The 17,086-nt window shown below is 71.4% G+C and carries 17 protein-coding genes and 2 pseudogenes; 11 read left to right on the top strand and 8 right to left on the bottom strand.

Annotated features, from left to right (window positions below):
• The first annotated feature begins 254 nt into the window (after positions 1-254).
• A complete protein-coding gene (locus tag ADL08_RS30520; protein ID WP_234352322.1) occupies positions 255-398 on the top strand; it encodes a hypothetical protein in 144 nt (47 codons plus the stop codon).
• A gap of 555 nt (positions 399-953) precedes the next feature.
• Positions 954-1,196, top strand: coding sequence for a DUF6411 family protein (locus tag ADL08_RS30525; RefSeq protein WP_053648702.1), 243 nt, complete (start codon positions 954-956; stop codon positions 1,194-1,196).
• Positions 1,197-1,289: 93 nt separating this feature from the next.
• On the opposite strand, the gene ADL08_RS37390 is transcribed toward ADL08_RS30525, so the two are convergent.
• Positions 1,290-1,475, bottom strand: coding sequence for a hypothetical protein (locus ADL08_RS37390; RefSeq protein WP_159043099.1), 186 nt, complete (start codon positions 1,473-1,475; stop codon positions 1,290-1,292).
• Positions 1,476-1,711: 236 nt separating this feature from the next.
• Here ADL08_RS37390 and ADL08_RS30530 point away from each other — a divergent pair.
• Positions 1,712-2,205 (top strand): annotated as a pseudogene (locus ADL08_RS30530) (helicase); the annotation flags it as partial.
• 710 nt (positions 2,206-2,915) lie between these two features.
• On the opposite strand, the gene ADL08_RS30540 reads toward ADL08_RS30530, so the two are convergent.
• The gene (locus ADL08_RS30540) at positions 2,916-3,440 is read right to left on the bottom strand and encodes a MarR family winged helix-turn-helix transcriptional regulator (RefSeq protein WP_053648707.1); all 525 of its coding nucleotides are present in this window, start codon (positions 3,438-3,440) and stop codon (positions 2,916-2,918) included.
• Positions 3,441-3,560: 120 nt separating this feature from the next.
• Between ADL08_RS30540 and ADL08_RS30545 the strand changes: the two genes are divergently transcribed.
• From ADL08_RS30545 to ADL08_RS30560, 4 genes are all read left to right on the top strand, one after another.
• A complete protein-coding gene (locus ADL08_RS30545) occupies positions 3,561-5,063 on the top strand; it encodes an MFS transporter (protein WP_053648709.1) in 1,503 nt (500 codons plus the stop codon).
• A 532-nt stretch (positions 5,064-5,595) separates the two neighbouring features.
• Complete coding sequence (locus ADL08_RS30555; protein ID WP_053648713.1) at positions 5,596-6,300, top strand: acetate uptake transporter family protein; 705 nt, start codon at positions 5,596-5,598, stop codon at positions 6,298-6,300.
• A 147-nt stretch (positions 6,301-6,447) separates the two neighbouring features.
• Positions 6,448-6,621: a CsbD family protein gene (locus ADL08_RS36105; RefSeq protein WP_078968288.1), complete on the top strand. Its 174-nt coding sequence runs from the start codon at positions 6,448-6,450 to the stop codon at positions 6,619-6,621.
• Positions 6,622-7,168: 547 nt separating this feature from the next.
• The gene (locus ADL08_RS30560) at positions 7,169-7,381 is read left to right on the top strand and encodes a hypothetical protein (RefSeq protein ID WP_053648715.1); all 213 of its coding nucleotides are present in this window, start codon (positions 7,169-7,171) and stop codon (positions 7,379-7,381) included.
• Between the two features lie 703 nt (positions 7,382-8,084).
• Here ADL08_RS30560 and ADL08_RS38865 read toward each other — a convergent pair.
• Positions 8,085-8,372 carry a DUF6199 family natural product biosynthesis protein gene (locus ADL08_RS38865; RefSeq protein ID WP_324610445.1) on the bottom strand — a complete coding sequence of 96 codons (288 nt, stop codon included), beginning with the start codon at positions 8,370-8,372 and terminating at the stop codon, positions 8,085-8,087.
• Positions 8,373-8,744: 372 nt separating this feature from the next.
• On the opposite strand from ADL08_RS38865, the gene ADL08_RS30570 reads away from it, so the two are divergent.
• Positions 8,745-9,584 carry a hypothetical protein gene (locus ADL08_RS30570; protein ID WP_053648719.1) on the top strand — a complete coding sequence of 280 codons (840 nt, stop codon included), beginning with the start codon at positions 8,745-8,747 and terminating at the stop codon, positions 9,582-9,584.
• A gap of 684 nt (positions 9,585-10,268) precedes the next feature.
• Entirely contained in the window at positions 10,269-11,816 is a 1,548-nt protein-coding gene (locus ADL08_RS30580; RefSeq protein WP_053648723.1) for a hypothetical protein, read from the top strand.
• An 88-nt stretch (positions 11,817-11,904) separates the two neighbouring features.
• Here ADL08_RS30580 and ADL08_RS30585 read toward each other — a convergent pair whose 3' ends face one another.
• From ADL08_RS30585 to ADL08_RS30600, 5 genes and pseudogenes are all read right to left on the bottom strand, one after another.
• A complete protein-coding gene (locus ADL08_RS30585; RefSeq protein ID WP_053648725.1) occupies positions 11,905-12,474 on the bottom strand; it encodes an EF-hand domain-containing protein in 570 nt (189 codons plus the stop codon).
• Positions 12,475-12,671: 197 nt separating this feature from the next.
• A complete protein-coding gene (locus tag ADL08_RS30590; protein WP_053648727.1) occupies positions 12,672-12,878 on the bottom strand; it encodes a hypothetical protein in 207 nt (68 codons plus the stop codon).
• 30 nt (positions 12,879-12,908) lie between these two features.
• Positions 12,909-12,989 (bottom strand): annotated as a pseudogene (locus ADL08_RS36890) (IS5/IS1182 family transposase); the annotation flags it as partial.
• Positions 12,990-13,090: 101 nt separating this feature from the next.
• Entirely contained in the window at positions 13,091-13,762 is a 672-nt protein-coding gene (locus ADL08_RS30595; protein ID WP_053648729.1) for a response regulator, read from the bottom strand.
• Positions 13,759-14,952 (bottom strand): sensor histidine kinase, encoded by a 1,194-nt coding sequence (locus ADL08_RS30600; protein WP_053648731.1) that lies wholly within the window; start codon positions 14,950-14,952, stop codon positions 13,759-13,761. The genes ADL08_RS30595 and ADL08_RS30600 overlap by 4 nt, the downstream gene beginning before the upstream one ends.
• Positions 14,953-15,085: 133 nt before the next feature.
• Between ADL08_RS30600 and ADL08_RS30605 the strand changes: the two genes are divergently transcribed.
• Together ADL08_RS30605 and ADL08_RS30610 are read left to right on the top strand one after the other, a co-directional pair.
• The gene (locus tag ADL08_RS30605; RefSeq protein WP_199837120.1) at positions 15,086-15,997 is read left to right on the top strand and encodes an ATP-binding cassette domain-containing protein; all 912 of its coding nucleotides are present in this window, start codon (positions 15,086-15,088) and stop codon (positions 15,995-15,997) included.
• On the top strand, positions 15,994-16,875 hold the full coding sequence (locus ADL08_RS30610; RefSeq protein ID WP_053648734.1) for an ABC transporter permease: 882 nt from the start codon (positions 15,994-15,996) through the stop codon (positions 16,873-16,875). The genes ADL08_RS30605 and ADL08_RS30610 overlap by 4 nt, the downstream gene beginning before the upstream one ends.
• Positions 16,876-17,086 lie beyond the last annotated feature (211 nt).

The following is a 17,086-nucleotide window of genomic DNA, read 5'->3' on the forward strand; positions in this document are numbered from 1 at the left end:
CATCGACATCCCACGGCTTCGGCCGCGCCACCCCGCACCTCCGGATCATCACTCCTGGAGTGATCCAACCATCTCGAAGATCATTTCGTTAGGAGTTCTTAGAGTAGCCACTGATCGGGTGATGGGCTGACGTGCCGCAACGCACGAGGCTCCCGTGCCGTTGAGAAAGGTGTTCGACGTCTCAACTCATCAGCATAGGAGACTCGTTGGTTCCCTATTCTGCTGGAGGGCGGGGTGGAGGTGAAGCTCGGCGTGTGCGGGAAGCCGTGCGGCGGCACGTCTGCAGCAGCGCCTTCGCGGAGGCGGAGAAGGTCGTTCCGGCCGTGCTGTCCGACCCTGGGGTGCGGGAGGCCAGGGCGCGGGTGGAGGCGGCGGAGAGGGAGCTCGGCATCGAGTAGGAACGCTGTGCGGGCGTCCGCAACGCCGCGCGCTGCGGCATGGCCCCCCTTCTCTGGCGCCCGGTCGGGAAGCGGTCGACTGTCGGCGCAACGACGCCGACAGCGGGATGCGGACTCGGCAGGCTGGCAGGCCGTACGACGGTCGACAGCAGGACGGCGCCGCGGTCAAGCCGTATGCGTGAACGCAGTTACCGGCAGTCAACGGCGCCATATGCCGATCGATGATGGCGGGTCAGGGTGGCCGAACATCGCGTACGGCGGCGCGGGGCGGTCGCACAGGGTGGTGCTCGGAGGCGGCGACGGGGCGGGGCAGCGGCTGGTGGGGGCGGTGCCGACAGCGGCCGCAGGGTGCTGGAACAGCGGGGCCCCGCCGCTTCGAAGCAGCGGGCTGAGGAACGGGGAGCGCGGCCAGAAGTATGAGGAGTGAGGCGCGCTCGGAGACGCCGCCTGCGCCGTGCAGCGTTTGACGGCCGGGGCGTGAAAGGGGGTTGGCCGGGTACGCGCGGTCACACACGACGAAGCGTCACCGCACCACCGAGGAAGTGGGGTCCAACCATGATGATTGCCGGAATCATCGCCGTCTGCGTGGTACTCGCCGTTCTGGCGTTCTTCCTGCCTCGCCTCTCCAAGCATCCCGAGCGTGGTACCCAGAAGACCCTTGGCCTGGGCTCCCGTGCGGGTGGCAAGGCTCCGGGCCTGTTGGGCCGTCTCTTCAGCAAGCCGTTTCGCAGCAGTTCGAAGGCGGTCGGCAAGAGTGGATCCGCCGGCCGTCGCGTTCGGGGCCACATGCCCTTCTGACGCTGTGCTCCTTCTCGGCCCGGCCCCCGACCCCCGTCGGTGGCCGGGCCGCGGTGTATCTGCGGTGGGCCCGGCTTGTGGTGTCGGTGTCCGTCAGAGGCCGATGATCTCGCGCAGGAGGCCGCTGGCCCCGGAAGGGGATTTGAGGCCGGACCGGGCCCCGTGCCGGGCAGCCGGGCGGATGAGCGGGGCGGCGGCATCGTTCGCGTGAGCGGGGTCGGTGGAACCGCTGAGGATGAGCTTGTCCACCGGCGCCTCAGAGCCGTCCTCCTCAGTCACCGGGCCGCACCCGCCGGCCGGGGGGGTGGACGACGCCGGTGGGGAAAGGCGTGGGTTTCGCGGAGCTCGAGGTCGGTCCGGTGTGGGTGGGGGAAGGGAGTGCCGCCGGTGGCGGGGACTGGGTGGATCTTGGGGCGAGGCTCGTCGATGGGGCCGTCCGCGGCGGCTGTGGCTGTGGCTGTGGCTGTGGCCAGGGTGGTGGTGCCGGTGGCGATGTGGTCCTCGTCCGGGTCGGCGCGGACACCCGCGGCTCCCGGGTAGAGATCCGTACAAACATCGGCCGCGTGCTCCGCCTCGACAAAGAGGGCTCCGCCGAGGTCGCCCGCATCATCGTGCCCGGCTTCCTGGAGCCCGGCGAGGATCCCGAGGACATGGTCGCCAGCGCCTCGCTGCGCCCCCTTGCCGCTGTCCTCCAAGGGTTCCGCGGTCAGGACGGACACCTGGTCGAACAGCTCGCCTCCCGTGCGCTCACCAGTGGCAGGCGCAAGGTCCACGTCCCGCGCGACCAGGGCGGTCGGGTCGTCAGCGCCGGCGGCGGCGAGGATCAGGACGACGGCACGCAGGCCACCGCCGAGGCCGCCCTGTTGCACTTCTCCAGCCCGAGGGGTTCGGTCACGATCGCCGGGTTCCTGCGCACCGGGTCTGCCGGCCGGAGTCGCTGGTGTGGCTGGAGGGCTGCCAGGTCCTGATCCGGTGGCGGGCGGAGAACGAGATCACCGACCTGTGCGCTGCCCGTGTGGTGCGGGACGGCGCGCTGGAGCGCGGCGCGCAGGTCGGCGGGAGGGGTGGGGGGCGGGCTGGGTGTCCATGGGCGGGTCTTCTCGGTGGTCGGTCGGGTGATGGGGGTGATCAGGGCGGTGGTGTTGTCCGCGTACGGGTCCCGCTGCGCGCGGGCATGGTGGACGGCGTCGGCGACCAGGCGCGGCAGTACGCGGATCGTCCGGCAGGTAGCCGGTCAGGTCGTGGTCGGCGTCCCTGTGGGGCTCGTAGGCGCCGTTGGAGGCGAGCAGCAGCAGCCCCGGCCGGGCCGGGCCGCCCATGTGCACGATCGCCGGGTGCCCCCGACGCTGTTCGGTCTTCTCGTCGTCCCCGGTCCTGCCGAGGCAGGCGGTGATCAGGTTGCGGTCCCCGCGGCTGCCCCGGACACGGCGGGCGTCGTGATCCTCGGTGAGCAGCCGCAGAGGCCCACCGAGTCCGTCGAGAGGGATCCGTTGAGTCCATCGAGAAGGAAGAGGAGGAAGTGGGCGCGGGCATCGCCCGACCAGGCGACCGGGAACAGGCCGCCCGGGGCCTGCACGGCGACGACGGCCACGGCAGAGGACGGGCCATGAACGGGAGGTGCGGCGGGCGGGGTCGGCGCAAGGGAGCCGGGGTGGCCGGGCTGGTGGATCTGCCGCCGGGATGCGAGACGATGCGCGTCTCTTTCCGCCGAAGCGGTGGCTAGTGGGGCCGGTCGCCGGGAGGGCCGGAGGAGGATGGTGGTGTCGTGTTCCGCTCCTCGAGGTGGACGTCCATGGTGGCGTTCAGGTCGTCTACGAACGCTTCGAACCGCTTGAGGAGTTGGGGCGGGTAGTGCGACATGGCGGTGTCGAGGCGGTGGGCGAGCGGGCCGAAGAACTCGTCCGCCCTCTCCTGGATGTGTCCGCCGCTGCGCAGCGTGACGATGCGCCGGTCGGAGTGCTCGCGGGCCCGTGTGATGTGTCCCGCCGCTTCGAGACGGTTCAGGAGTGCGGTGGTGGCGCCGGTGGACAGGGAGATCCGCTCGCTCAGCCGCGCCGGGGACAGGGGGGTGCCGCGCTCTTCGGCGGCGGCGATCTCCAGGACCGCGGTCGCGTCCGTGGAGTGCAGGCCCAGCCAGGCGGCGAAGCGCCGGCTGAGCTCGGCGTAGTGGCCGCCGTAGGTTCTCAGTGACTCCATCAGCCGCTCGCGCTGCTCCGCGACGCCGTCGCGCACTGCCTCTTCCATGCCTCCGCCCTTCGCTCTTGTCCCTCGGTCCGCGCGGTCCGCGCGGTCGTCCTGCTTTGACAACCTACCGCCACCACTTTACCTTCATGATGGAATTACTTCACCATGGAGGTATCTGGCATGCGTGACCCGTCCCCCACCCCCGAGGAGACGACCGAGCCCTACCGGTGGCGGTGGCTGATCCTGACGGTGATGATCGTCGCGGAGATCATGGATCTCCTGGACGCCTCGATCGTCAACGTCGCCGGACCGGACCTGGAGAGATCCCTCGGTGCCGGTTCCGTCGGGCTGCAGTGGGTGATCGGCGGCTACGCCCTCACCCTGGGCGCCGGGCTCGTGCTCGGCGGCCGGCTCGGCGACCGCTACGGCCGGCGCCGGATGTTCCTGATCGGACTCGCGGCCTTCACCGCGGCCTCCCTGCTGTGCGCGGTCGCGCCGAACATCGAGTCGCTGATCGCCTTCCGCCTGCTGCAGGGCACCGCCGGAGCGGTGCTGCTGCCCCAGGGCCTGGGGCTGCTGCGGGAGAACTTCTCCGGTCCCGAGCTCACCAAGGTCTTCGCGATCTTCGGCCCCGTCCTCGGCCTGGGCGGCATCATCGGCCCGGTCCTGGGCGGCTTCCTCATCGAGGGCGACTTCTTCGGCCTGGGCTGGCGCTCGGTGTTCCTGATCAACCTGCCCATCGGCATCGCGGCACTGATCGTCGCCGCGAAGTTCGTGCCCAAGAAGGCGGGCGACCCCACCGTACGGGTCGACATGACCGGCGCCGCTCTGATCGTGGCGTCCTGCGCTCTGCTGGTGCTGCCGCTCAACCAGGGACAGGAGAACGGCTGGCCGCTGTGGACGTGGCTGTCCATGGCCGCCTCGGCGATCGGGTTCGCCCTCTTCGCCCTCCAGCAGCGCCGCACGGCCGCCGCGGGCCGCGAGCCGTTGGTGACCCCCGGTCTGCTGCGCAAGCCGGCCTTCACCGTCGGCCTCGGCGGCATCGCCCTGTTCTTCGGCGGGCTCGTCGGCACCCAGCTCGTGCTGACCCTGTTCCTCCAGATCGGCCAGCACTTCACCGCCGGTGAGGCGGGACTGGGCAACCTGCCACTCGCGGTGGGAACCGCGATCGGCGGTGCCATCAGCGGCGCGTTCCTCGCCGACAGGATCGGCCGCAAGGTGCTCCAGATCGGACCGCTGGTCCAGCTGGCCGGCGCGGCCGTGCTGTGGTTCGAGCTCGACGGCCTCGACGCCGCCTCGTTCTCGATCTGGGACATCGTCCCGGGCACGACGGTGGCGGGCATCGGCGCCGGCATGGTGATCGCCGCCCTGTTCAGCTTCATCCTGGCCGCGGTCGACGACAACGAGATCGGATCCGCCTCCGGCGTCCTGTCGGCGGTCCAGGCGGTCGGCGGCTCCATCGGCGTCGCGGTCTTCGGCTCGGTGTTCTTCGCCCGGGCCGAAACCGGTGACTTCACCGGCGGCTTCCACCGCGCGCTGGTCGTCCAGGCGTGCCTGCTGGTGGTCTTCTTCGCGATCACCTTCCTGCTGCCCAGGAAGGGCCGCCCCGAAGACGAGCAGCACGGCATCACCTCCGAGGCGACTGCCGACGGCTCCCGCACCAAGCGGCACCTCAGCGTCTGAGCCCCGGCCGGAGACCGTGTGCGGCAAACTGCCCCGCCCGGCCCCGAACAGGCCCCCGCCCCGGCGTGAGGAGGGCCGAGTCCGACCGGACGGTCAGGCCCAAGGTGATCCGGGCCGCGGAGCCGGTCTGGGTGGAGTCCGGTACGCCGCGGGCCGGGATGGTCCAGGTGCCGCTCTATCGCATCGTCGACGTCGACGCCCTCGTCGACGCGCACTCCGAGGCCGGCCGGGAGGAGGTCCGCCGGGTCGGGAAGGGCCGGCACCCGCCGCTTGCCGCACCGCGCCCGAAGGCGAAGGCGGCGCCTGCGCCGGCGGAGGGGCCGGGCGTGCGGAGGGGCCGGGCGGAACCGGTGCTTTGCGCCTGCTCGGTCATGCGGCGGGGGCAGAGGCGGGGTTGAGGCGGAGGGTGAGCCAGACGGTGACGCCGGCGGTATCAAGACAGCTCTGGAAGGAAGGACCGAGAGAACCGACGAGTTCGACACTGCGGGCGGGCCGGTACGCAGGAGTTGCGCCGGGCCCGTACTCTTCGGGCGTGTCCGATGCTTCCCGTACCTCCAGCCCCTCCGAGCCGCCGGCCGCCGACGCGGTCACCCGGATCGTTCTGCGTCCCGTCGCCAGTCCTCTTCCTCTGGGCTTCTTCGCCCTGGGGATGGGCAGTGCCGTCCTGTCCACGCTCCAGCTCGGCTGGGTCCCCCTGGCACAGAGCGAGGTGCTGCTGCTCCTGATATTGATCTTCGTCGTGCCGCTGCAGTTCGTCGCCGGAATCTTCGCCTTCCTCGCCCGCGACGCCGGGGCGGGTACCGCTCTGCTGCTCCTCGGCGCCTCCTGGGCCGGGACCAGTGTGACGTCGCTCGACTCCCCGCCCGGGCAGCCGGTCGTCGCCCAGGCCGTCTTCCTCCTGGCGCTCGTACCCTTCGTCCTCGCCCTCGCCGGGGCCGCCGTCAAGTCGAAACCCCTGTTCGCCGTACTGCTCACCCTCACCGCCGTGCGGTTCTGCCTGACCGGTCTGTACGAGGCGGGCGCGGGTGAGATCTGGCAGTCGGCCGCCGGATGGACGGGCCTGGGCATCGGGGCCTTCGCCCTCTACGGCGGCCTCGCCCTGCTCGTGGAGGACGGCGAACAACGCACCGTCCTGCCGCTCTTCCGGCGCGGCGCCGCCCGCCGATCCATCGAGGGAGACCTGCGGGAGCAGTTCACCGCCGCACAACAGGAGGCGGGAGTACGCCACCAGCTGTGATCCCGGCCGAAGCCGAGCGGAAAGGCACCTCGGCCGCTGCTCTGCAGATGATGCGGCCGGTGCGCAACGCCGAGAGGGTTTGCCGGAGCCGCGGGCGGCAAGGCGTGGCGGTGGGAAGAAGGTTCTGCGAAGCGAAAGGCGGATGTCATGGCCGGGGACGAGAAGGTTCAGGCGAAGGCCGAGCAGGCCAAGGGCAAGGTCGAAGAGGCTGCGGGCAGGGCGGTCGGCAACGAACGACTGACCGCGCAGGGCCGCGCCGACCAGGCCAAGGGCGACGCCCGCCAGGCCAAGGAGAAGATCAAGGACGCGCTCACCGACTGAGCACCGCACAAGACCCGGCCCCCACCCCTCCCCCCGGGTGGGGGCCTTTCACATGTCCGTCCAGGACCCATACCGGAGCCATCCAACTCCCTACGTACCTCCAAGCCTCGTCCACACCGGTGAAGCAGCACGCAGCACCTCACAGCCCTCAGCAGGATCCCACCGGGTGCAGTGGAAACCGAGGCAGCCGAACCCGCCACCACGGAACCCTGCCCGGTCCGAGGCAGGCCGTCGCCCGCCTCCGTGTGAGGAGGATGGAATCGGACTGGACCGTCAAGCTCGGACAGAACCGGGCCGCGGAGCGGGCGGGGGTACGGCTCGACACCCCGCGAACCAGGACGGTCGACGCCCCGACCTCCTGCACCGCCGACAACAGCGTCCTCCTCAACACGCACCTCGAAGCCGACCGGGAGGAGCTCCGCCGGGTCGGGAAGGGCCGATGCTTGGCGCACTGCACCCGAAGGCGGAGAGGCAAAGGCGGCATAGAAGCCGGGCACGCAACTGCTGGACCATCGCAGAGCGGGCCGGAGAGAGCACCCCGGACGGCATGCAGCACCTGCTCGGGCGGGCCGAATGGGACGCCGACCAGGTCCGTCAGACCGTTGTGATCCCGCTCCGGCTCTTGGCCAAGCCGCATACCCGCCGGCAGATCACGCGCGCCTCGGTCGCGAAGACGCCCTATCCGGCGCTGGTGGCCCTGCCCGTGCACGATCCGGAGTGGGGCCCGGCGGGCCGGGACGGTGAAGGAGAAGCGGCATGAGCGCGGGGTCGTACGGCGCGGACGCCTACGGCTGGAGCCGGCCCGGATCCGCCGGGCACCAGGACGACGCGGTGAACGCCCCCTGGAGGTGTCACAGGTCCTGGCCGCCACCGGGTTCCCGCCCGGGCGGGCAAACGGGCTCGTCGCACGGCTGGAGGCCGGGGCGGTCGCCGGGGCCCGCACCCGGATCGCGCAGAGTAGCGCCCCTAGCGGGGGCGAGGCGCGCTTCGCGGACGGCTGGGACGAGGCTGTACGGACGGTCGCCACCGGCCTGCTGCAGCTGGCCGACCAGGCCGCCGCCCAGCGGTCCTCCTCTCCCCGGCAGCCGGTGCCGTGGCTCCGGAGGGAACGGCGACGCCATCGGCTCCGGCGCCCGAGGCGCGGGAGGCCCCGGAGGCTGCGCGGCGTTGGACGTGGGCCCTGGCCGGTACCGGAGCACTTCCCCGTCCTCAACGCGCCGGAAGAGATCGCGCTCGTGGCCCTGAGCGCCGTGTGGGAGGAGGATGAGGACGACGGGTACGTACGGCGGCTTCAGGAGTTCACCGAACGGCACCGCGGGCCGCCCGGAGGAGCTGCTGCACGCGTACGGGCCGGGCGCGGGCAGGGCCACTTCGATCGCCTGGCGAGGGACAAGGACCCACACCGCTTCGCCCCGACCGCCCGGGCCGCAAGGCCCGGGCGGCGGCAAGAGGAAGGGGCCGGGTCAGATGGCCCGGATCAGCATCCAGGTGGCCACGGCCAGGAAGACGACTCCTGTGATCCGCTGCATGGCATAGCCCTTGCCGGTGGGCTCGGTGGCGTCCGGGTCCTTCACCCACCCCTTCTGCAGTCCGGCGTTGAGTCTCCACAAGAGCTGGGGACGTATGACCTGAATGAGGCCCACGACGAGGAACAGGCACAGGATCGGGATGAGGACGGGGCTGCTGGTGCCTGAGGCGGTCTGGGTCAACGTATCGGGATTCATACAGCTCCGCGTGCCCTGACGTCGCATCAAAAAACAGCCGGACCAACAGGTGATGCCCTGCCGATCCGAGTTCGAGCCGGACGAGTACGCCGGGCGCTGGGGCCGTCTTTTCCGGCTCCCGCACGACGGCCCGGCACGGAAGGGTGTCAGGGAGTTCCGTGAAGGTCTTTCGACTGGGCACCACACCCTTCGATCGGGGCCGTTCCGTCCGGCTCGCCGCAGTCCGTATCACCCGTCACAAGGGCACAACTCCTGCCGGCAAGCACGGTGGTGAGCAATCCGTTACCCTCCACAAAGCCTTGACGCAGGCCTTGAACCGGCCATCGAGTCGGTGTCCGGACCCGAGGCCCGTCTCCGTTTGCGGCGCCGGGGCGGGCCGGAGTCTGGAAGGATCCAGGGATGCTCACCAACCAGACCTCCGCGGCCGGCTTCGACGACGACACCTCCTGGAACGCCCTGTACGAGCGGGCCGGCGATACCTACAGCGATTACGTCTCTGAGGTGCGCAGCGCGGTCGAGTACGGCCTGACCGACCCCGAGGACACGGTGATGATGGCCTGCACGGCCGCCGAGACCGCCGGCGCCTCGGTCCAGGCCCTGTCGAGCACCTGGTCCCTCTACACCCCGCAGGACGGCGCGACGATCGCTTCCGCGCTCTTCGTGCAGCTCCGGCACAGCGCCGACGCCCTGACGGAACTCACGCGCGCGGTCGGCCGGATCGTCGAGCGCGGCGAGGCCGAGCTGCCCGCCCCGGCCGGGCCCGGGCAGCCGGCAAACCTGGCCGACGCCCTGACGGCGCTTCGGGAGGCGGCCGCGACCGTCCAAGGCCTGGTCGACCAGCACGCCTCCACCACCGTGCGCGCCCTGCACGCCGCCCCCGGCACCGCTGCCCTGCCCGGCGACGTCCACGAGACCGTGGTGGCCGTCGCCGCCCTGCTCGCCGAGCAGCACGACCAGGAGGTGACGCTGAACCGGCGCCACCCCGACGGCGCGTACGAGGACGAGGGCGAAGGCTTCGACTGCGGCTGCGGCATCACGCTCGTCGTCGGCGAGGAGGAGTACAACCTGCACCGCGGCGACTCCGAATGGGCACTCACCCGGGAGTCGGACGGCGAGGAACGGCCCGGCGGCGTCACCACCTTCAGTACCTGGGAGATCCTGAGCAGCAGGCTGGAGACCGCCCACCCGCAGCAGCTCGTGGACGACATCCTGAGCATCATCGCGGCCGACCGGGCCTGACGGCCGAGTTGACGGAGCGCGGTCGGAGCCGGGGCGACGAGCAGGTGGGCGCGGCCGGTGGAGTCGGTCGCTGCTCGCCGGTCCCGCAGCAGTTCGTAGAGGCGCTCCCGCCGGCGGGTGTCCAGGGTGTCCGCGACCCGCCAGGCGCGGGCGGGAGCCGGCCCTGGTTGACCTCGGGCAGGGCCTCGATGGTGGCTTGGGTGAGGGCCCGCGCCTGTGCGGTCGTCGCCCCGGCACGAGCGATCTCCTCCATGGGGAGGACCCCGAACCCTTCGCTCAGGGCGCCGGCCAGGACCTGCGGGATGACCTTCATGGTGGTGTTCGTTCTTCCGGGGTGGTTGGTGAGAAGCGTCGGACAACCGGGAAGGGCCTTCCGTCATCACCGACCTCATCGCCTGGTACTTGCGCCGTCCAGGAGCGGACCCTCCAACGCGCCCCGCCGCCAACCGACCACCCGTCCGGGGCGTCCCGTACGGTCGGCACCTCACGATCAGAGTGGCGATCCCCGCGGTGCGGAAGCGCAGGACCCCGGCCTCGCGCCTGATGGCGCCGTCGGGGCCCATTCCGGTCTGCCGCCGGTGTCGGCAGGGCGTTTTTCCCGTCGAGGGGGCATCTGCCGCGTACGGTGACCCCGACGTCCGCGACGGGACGCGAAGGCCACAACGGCAGGAGAGGAAGAGCGGGATGACGCGGGCTGCGGCGAACGGGCTGGACGAGCGGGTGTGGGGACGCCGGTGGACGGTGCGTCTGGATGCCGCCGGCCGCGGTAGTGCCGCGGTGCGGGTCTCGTGCAGTCGTCCGTCCTGCGCCGAGCAGCGTCTGCCGTCGGCGGCCGCCGGCCGCGCGGCCGCGGTCGACCACCTCAAGGCTCACCTGCGGGCGCTCGCCGGTCCCCGGGCCGGGGCGTACTGCGCGTGCAGGGCCGAGGACTGCCACACCCACCTGCGTCCCGCGGGCCGGGAGTCGCGGACCGAGGTCTGGCGGTGCGGCGGAGCGATCGTCCTGGTGGTGGTCACCGACCGGGAAGGCCGCTGGTGGCAGGCGTTGGAGTGCTGCTCGCGCTGCGCGGCGGCCACACCCGGAGCGAAGGTCATCGCCACCGCCCCCACCCCTGCCGTGCCGACGTCCGCCGATCCGGCGGCCGGTGACCGCCCGCCGGCCGCCGACACGAGCGCCCCGCAGTTCTCCGACCTCTCCTCCCCCGTGTCGGGCCCGGTGGACGTACCGGCGCCTCGTGCGGCAACGGTGCGGCAGCGTCGGTTTCCCGGGAAGATCGCGCAGCGGACGGTCCCCGGCACCCTGAGGCCCGTCGAGCTGCGCGACGAACTCGCCGAATTGGGTGATCTGTTCCGCGCCTACCAGCAGCGTCCCGAACCCGACCTGGAGCTGCTCGCGGAGCTGCACGCCCGCAAGGCAAGGGCGTTCGCTTCCTGGGCGGACGTGACCGGCGACATCAGTGTGCGGCAAGATGCCCGGCGGGCCGAACAGGCCGCTGCCGCTGTCCGCCTCCAGCACCAGCAGCGCACCGGCCTCACCGCCGGCATCGAGGAGTCGGCGATGGCCCGGCTGCTGCCCGTCCCGTCCCAGTGGGAGTACGTGCGTTCCGTCCTGTCGTACGCGGCCGAGCACGCCCCGCTGCCCGGTCCGGAGGCCCGGCTGCTGACGCTGATGCTGACCTTGCGCGTCGCGTGCGTCGGCACCGGCAACCTCGTCGGCCAGGACGTCACCGGGCTGGGCCTGGCCGACCCGGAAGGTCTGCTCGGAGAACTGGCCGGCTGCGGCTGGCTCGTCCTGCCCGGAACCGCCGGTGACCTGCTCGCCTCACAGTCGGAGAACCCCACTTCCCTCACCGTCCCGTCCCTGGCACCCCGTGAGGACGGTGAGGGCCCGTTCGCGTTCGGCAAGAAGACGCGCTCCAAGCTCAGCGGGTGGGCCCAGAAGGTCGTCGCGGACAAGAAGCTCCGCAAGACCAAGGCCACCGCGCCCGTCCGGCTGCTCGCTCTGGCCCTGGCCGCCCAGACCCGTGCCGACGGACGCCTCGGCCCCGGCGGCGAGGGCATCGCGCTGGAAGACCTCACCACCTGGTGCCCGGTGGGACCCGGCGACCTCCAGCAGCTGGTGGGCCGCCTGGTCGCGGCGGACTGGCTCGCCGAAGCCGACCTCACCGCCACCTGCCTCACCGGACAGCTGACCGAACGGGTCCTCCCGCTCACCTGCCCCCGCCCCCGGTGAGATCCGCAAGGCCGCTGCCGTAACAGGAGCGACGCGCCGGCTGGCTGACCTCGGAAACGGCCTGACAGAAGCAGTCCTTGTCCGGCCGTCAGGTGAGGTCAGTCACCGGGAAACTGCCCGTCCACCAGTTCCCGGGAGCCTGCGGATCGCGGCTGCTCCAGTACTCGATCGTCGCCGTGATGAACTCCTCGGGCGAGAGCGTCCCGTCGCCGTCGCGGTCGAGGTGGCCGAAGGCCCTGTCCGAGGCCGCGCGGTCGAGGCCGGGGAAGTGGCCGCGCTGGAAGGCGAAGAATTCGTCGGGGTCGACGCGCCCGTCGCCGTCGGCGTCCGCGAGGGACAGGAACGCTTCGGCGAGGGCTCCGACGGTGGCCCGCGCGGCGGCCGGATCATCGGCCAGCGCGGCGGTGGCGGCGATGAAGTCCGCACAGCCGATCGCCTCGGTTCCCGGTGGGAGCGCGGGCAGGTGCAGGTCCCGCCAGATGGCGACGTACGCGGCGACGAGCCGGGCTTCCTCGGCCGACCCCTCCAGATGCCCCAGGGCGCGCGCCGATGAACGCCCCATGAGGACGTGGTCGGCCTCGGTGAGCCGGCCGTCTCCGTCGGCATCGAGCTGATCGAAGCCGTGGGCGATCTTGGCGATCAGCAGATCGTCGGACATCAGTTCCTCCTGAAGAGCGGGGCAGTCGTCGGCATGGGTCTGCCACCAGTGCAACGAGCCGTTGAGACAGACGGACACCGCCGAGCAGGGCCCTTCCGCCTCGGACCCGGCCAGCCGGACGGAAACAGCGCCCTTCGCCGGCCGATCCGGAACACGGTGAAGTTCTTGTCATCCGCCCTGTGGCTCTGCCCGAGCAGTTACGCGGCGGGGTCGAGCGGGACGATGCCGGTGGCCGTGTACAGAGCGGGCTCCAGCGACAGGACGGTGAGGGGCTCTTTGTCATGGGCTGCCTGCCGGGCGATGGCCGCCCCGTGAGCGACCGGCCAGGCCGCGACGGGCCGGGCGCTCGCCTCGGCGGCGTACGGCGCGGTGAAAGCTTCGAGGTACAGGCCGATCAAGAACAATTCGGCCTGGTGCGGCGCGGTCAGAGCGGTGAGGAAGGCTTCGTGGATGTCGGCGCGTCGTTCCCATCGGACGCGCAGGCGCAGGAAGCCGTGGAGCCAGGCGATGGTGCGTGATCCGGGGAGCGGCCTGCCCGGTGACGCTGCGCGACCGCTCCCCAGGTCTGGGCCGGTACCCGCCGGAAGTGAACGAAGCCGACAGCACTTGCGCTTGCTCAGTTCGATGGCGATACCAAGCCCAGTTCATAGGCGATGATGACCAGCTGGACCCGGTCACGGGCGGCCAGCTTGGAGAACAGTCGTCCCACGTGGGCCTTGGCCGTGGCCGGGCTGATGAAGAGCCGGCCGGCGATCTCGTCGTTGGACAGGCCGCGTCCGATGAGGGTGAGCACCTCGCGTTCACGGTCGGTGATGCCTTCGAGCGCCCCGGGCCGGGGCGTGGCCGCGGGTTCGGGGCGTGCGGCGAACTCCTCGATGAGGCGGCGGGTCACGCGCGGTGCGATCAGGGCTTCGCCGGCGGCGACCACACGGATCGCGGTGAGGATGTCGTCCAGGTCCATGTCCTTGACGAGGAAGCCGCTCGCGCCGGCGCGCAGCGCGCCGTAGACGTACTCGTCGTCGTCGAAGGTGGTGAGGATGAGGACCCGTGCCGTGTTCGGGTCGGCGGTGATCAGCCGGGTCGCCTCGATGCCGTCCATGCCGGGCATGCGGATGTCCATCACGACCACATCGGGCCGGACGTCCCGGACCAGCCGGACCGCTTCGGCGCCCGCGCCGGCTTCTCCCAGGATCTCGAGATCCGGGCAGTCCGCGATGAGCACACGCAGCCCGGCGCGCACCAGCGGCTGGTCGTCGACGAGCACGACGCGGACGCGGTCGGGAGTCATCGCGTCCCCGCCGGCACCGGTAGCCGCGCCACCACGCGGAAGCCGCCTTCGGGGCGGGGTCCGGCGGTGAACCGGCCGTGCAGGAGGAGGGCCCGCTCGCGCATGCCGGTGACGCCGTAGCCGATGCCCGCGGGTGTGGGCCCCTGACCGTCGTCGGTTATCTCGATGGAGAGTTCGTCCTCCTGGTAGTCGATGACCACTCGGCACTCCTGTGTGTCCGCGTGGCGAACCACGTTGGTGAGGCCTTCCTGGATGATGCGGAAGGCGGACAGTTCGATGTCCATGGGGAGGGGGCGCCGTTCTCCTCGCCACTCCACATCGACCCTCACGCCGCCGTTCCGGGTGGTCGCGACCAGCCGGTCGACGTCCGTCAGGCCCAGCGCGGGGGCCAGCGGCGCCCCTTCCGGCTCGGCCTTGCGGAGGGATCCCAGCATGCGCCGCAGCCCGGCCAGGGTGTCCCGGCTGGTGGTCTCGATGACGGCCAGCGCGTTACGGGCCTCGGCCGGCTGGGTCTCGATGACCCGGCGGCCCGTGCCGGCCTGGATGGCGATGATGCCGATGCTGTGCGCGACCACGTCGTGCAGCTCGCGGGCGATCCGCAGCCGCTCGACGGTGACCGCTTGCTCCGCGGCCTGGATCCGCACCGTTTCGGCGTGCTCGCGGCGCTCTTGGACGAGAGAGCCGGTCAACCAGGCGAGGGCGAGCATCAGAACGAAGAACATGATGGTCGAGACGAAGACGTCCCGCTCGCTGCGGTAGTGGCCGGCGGCGGCGATCTGCTCGGCGAGCGTCAGCGCCGCAGCGGCGAGCGCGGTCCGGCGCGTCCGGGTGGCAGCGATCCAGGCGACGGCGAGATCGGTCAGCAGAGCCTGCAGACAGCCGATCTGCCACGCCTGCCCGGGCGCCACGAAGGGGAACGCCGAGGCCAACTTCGACGCCGCCGTCACGGTTGCGGCGAACGAACCGGCGAGCATCAGCATCAGGGCCGGAAACGGTCGACACCGCAGCAGGGCAAGGGGCAGAACCGAGAGTACGGCCGGCAGGAGGAGCCCCACACCGGTGGGGTCGTGTTCGCTGAGCACCGCGACGTACAGCAGGATCGGATAGGCGAGGGCCCCGCACCAGGTCAGGGCCTGTGCCGCGGCAGGCCGCAAGCGCCGGGGGCGGGCGGCGCGGGGTGAGAAGATCATGCCGCGATCATAGGTACGGGCCGGGGCCGGGGCATCGGCCCCGGGGTGTACACCCCGGGGCTACAAGCGGACCCTGCGAGTGTGGCCCGCGGGCCGATGCCGCGCGGGCCCGGCCCACGGCACCGTGGGCCGGGTGATCGAAGCCAACGAACTGACGAAACGATATGACGCCACCACCGCCGTCGACCGCCTGACCTTCACCGTCCGCCCCGGCCACGTCACCGGGTTCCTCGGTCCCAACGGCGCCGGCAAGTCCACCACGCTGCGGATGATCCTCGGCCTGAACGACCCCAGCGGGGGCACCGTCACCGTCGACGGGCAGCCGTTCCGGGGACGCCCACGAGGACTGCGGCACGTCGGGGCCCTGCTCGACGCCCATGACGTGCACGGGGGGCGCAGCGCACGGTCGCATCTGTCGGCACTGGCACGCGGCAACGGGCTGCCGCGGCGCCGGGTGGACGAAGTCCTGGAAGAGGTGGGACTGACCGCCGCCGCACGGCGCCGCATCGGGGGGTTCTCGCTGGGGATGAAGCAACGGCTCGGCATCGCCGCCGCGCTGCTCGGTGACCCGCCCGTCCTGCTGTTCGACGAGCCGCTCAACGGACTGGACCCGGAGGGCGTGCTGTGGGTGCGCGGCCTGTTCCATCGGCTGGCCGCCGAGGGCCGTACGGTGCTGGTCTCCAGCCATCTCATGCGCGAGATGGAGCACACCGCCCAGCAGCTGATCGTCATCGGCCAGGGCGAGCTGATCGCCGCGGAGAGCCTGGCGGAGTTCGCGGCCCGCGGCAGCCGGCCGAGCGTGACCGTCCGAACGCCCGAGGTCGCCCGGCTGACGTCCGTCCTCACCAAGGAGGGGGCGGCCGTCCGCGGCGAGGCCGACGGATCGTGCACGGTGAGCGGCATGGGCGCGGACCGTATCGGCGAGCTCGCGTTCCACAGCCGTGTCCTGCTGCACGAGCTCACCCCCCGCTCCGCCTCCCTGGAAGAGGCGTTCATGGGACTCACCGCCGACAGCGTCGAATACAGCGCAGGAGACGCACGATGACCGCACAGCCAGTCGCCGAGCCCAAGGCGTACGCGACCGCCCTCCCCTCATCCACCCGGTTCCACCACCTCCTCATCGCCGAGTGGATCAAACTGTGGTCGCTGCGTTCCACCTACTGGGTCCTCGGAATCGGCCCCCTGGCCGTCATCGGGATCAACGTGAACTCCGCTCTGTCGAATGCCGACCGACTGGCGCATCAGCCCGAACTGCCGACCGCTCCACCGCCGGGGCTTTCCGAGCTGCCGCAGACGCTGTTCGATCCCCTGGGGTCCGCCTTCGTCGCCCCGGCCTGGCAGCTCCTCATGGTCATCGCCGGCAGTGTCGGCGCCATCGCCGTCTTCGGCGAATACACCAGCGGACTGATCCGCACCACCTTCGCGGCCGTTCCCGCACGCCGTGCGGTGACGACAGCCAAGACGACCGTCGTGACGGCCGTCATGCTCGTCCTCGGCACGGTCACCGCCGGGACCTCGTTCGGCGTCACCCAGGCGATCCTGCGGGATCACCACGGCATGTCCATCAGCGACCCCGGCGCACTGCGGGCCGTCGCCGCCTCCGCACTGCTCGCACCGCTGTGCGCCCTCGTCGGCATGGCCCTGGGCACACTCATCCGCCACGCCGCGGGCACCATCGTGGCTGTCGTCGGCGTGCTCCTGCTGCTGCCCGCCCTGTTCATGGGCGAGACCTATCGGTGGGTCAAGGAGATCGGCAACGCGATGCCGCTCACCGCGTGGCGAGCTCTCGTCCAAAACCCCGGACGGGACTACGGCGTGGACAAGTACCCGGTATCGGTCACCGAGGGGTGGATCGTGTTCGGGGCGTGGTCGCTCGTCGCGGCGGTCGTCGTCGTGACCGTCGCGCACCACCGCGATGTGTGAGCCGGTCCGGGCCGGGCCTCACTCAGTGCTGCATGTCCGTTTGCTGCAGCCCTACGAGAACTGGGCCAACGAAGCCCCCTGTCCTCCCCACGGCTACCGCGCGGGAAAGAGGCGGCGGAAAGAGGCACCCGCGCGTGACCGGCTTGACCGCTGGGGGTGACCTGCAGAAATGAGCGGTGTCCGTTTTGCCTGGATCCCGTCTGGAGTCACG

It is taken from the genome of Streptomyces sp. NRRL F-6492, assembly GCF_001280125.1.
Taxonomy (GTDB): Bacteria; Actinomycetota; Actinomycetes; order Streptomycetales; family Streptomycetaceae; genus Streptomyces.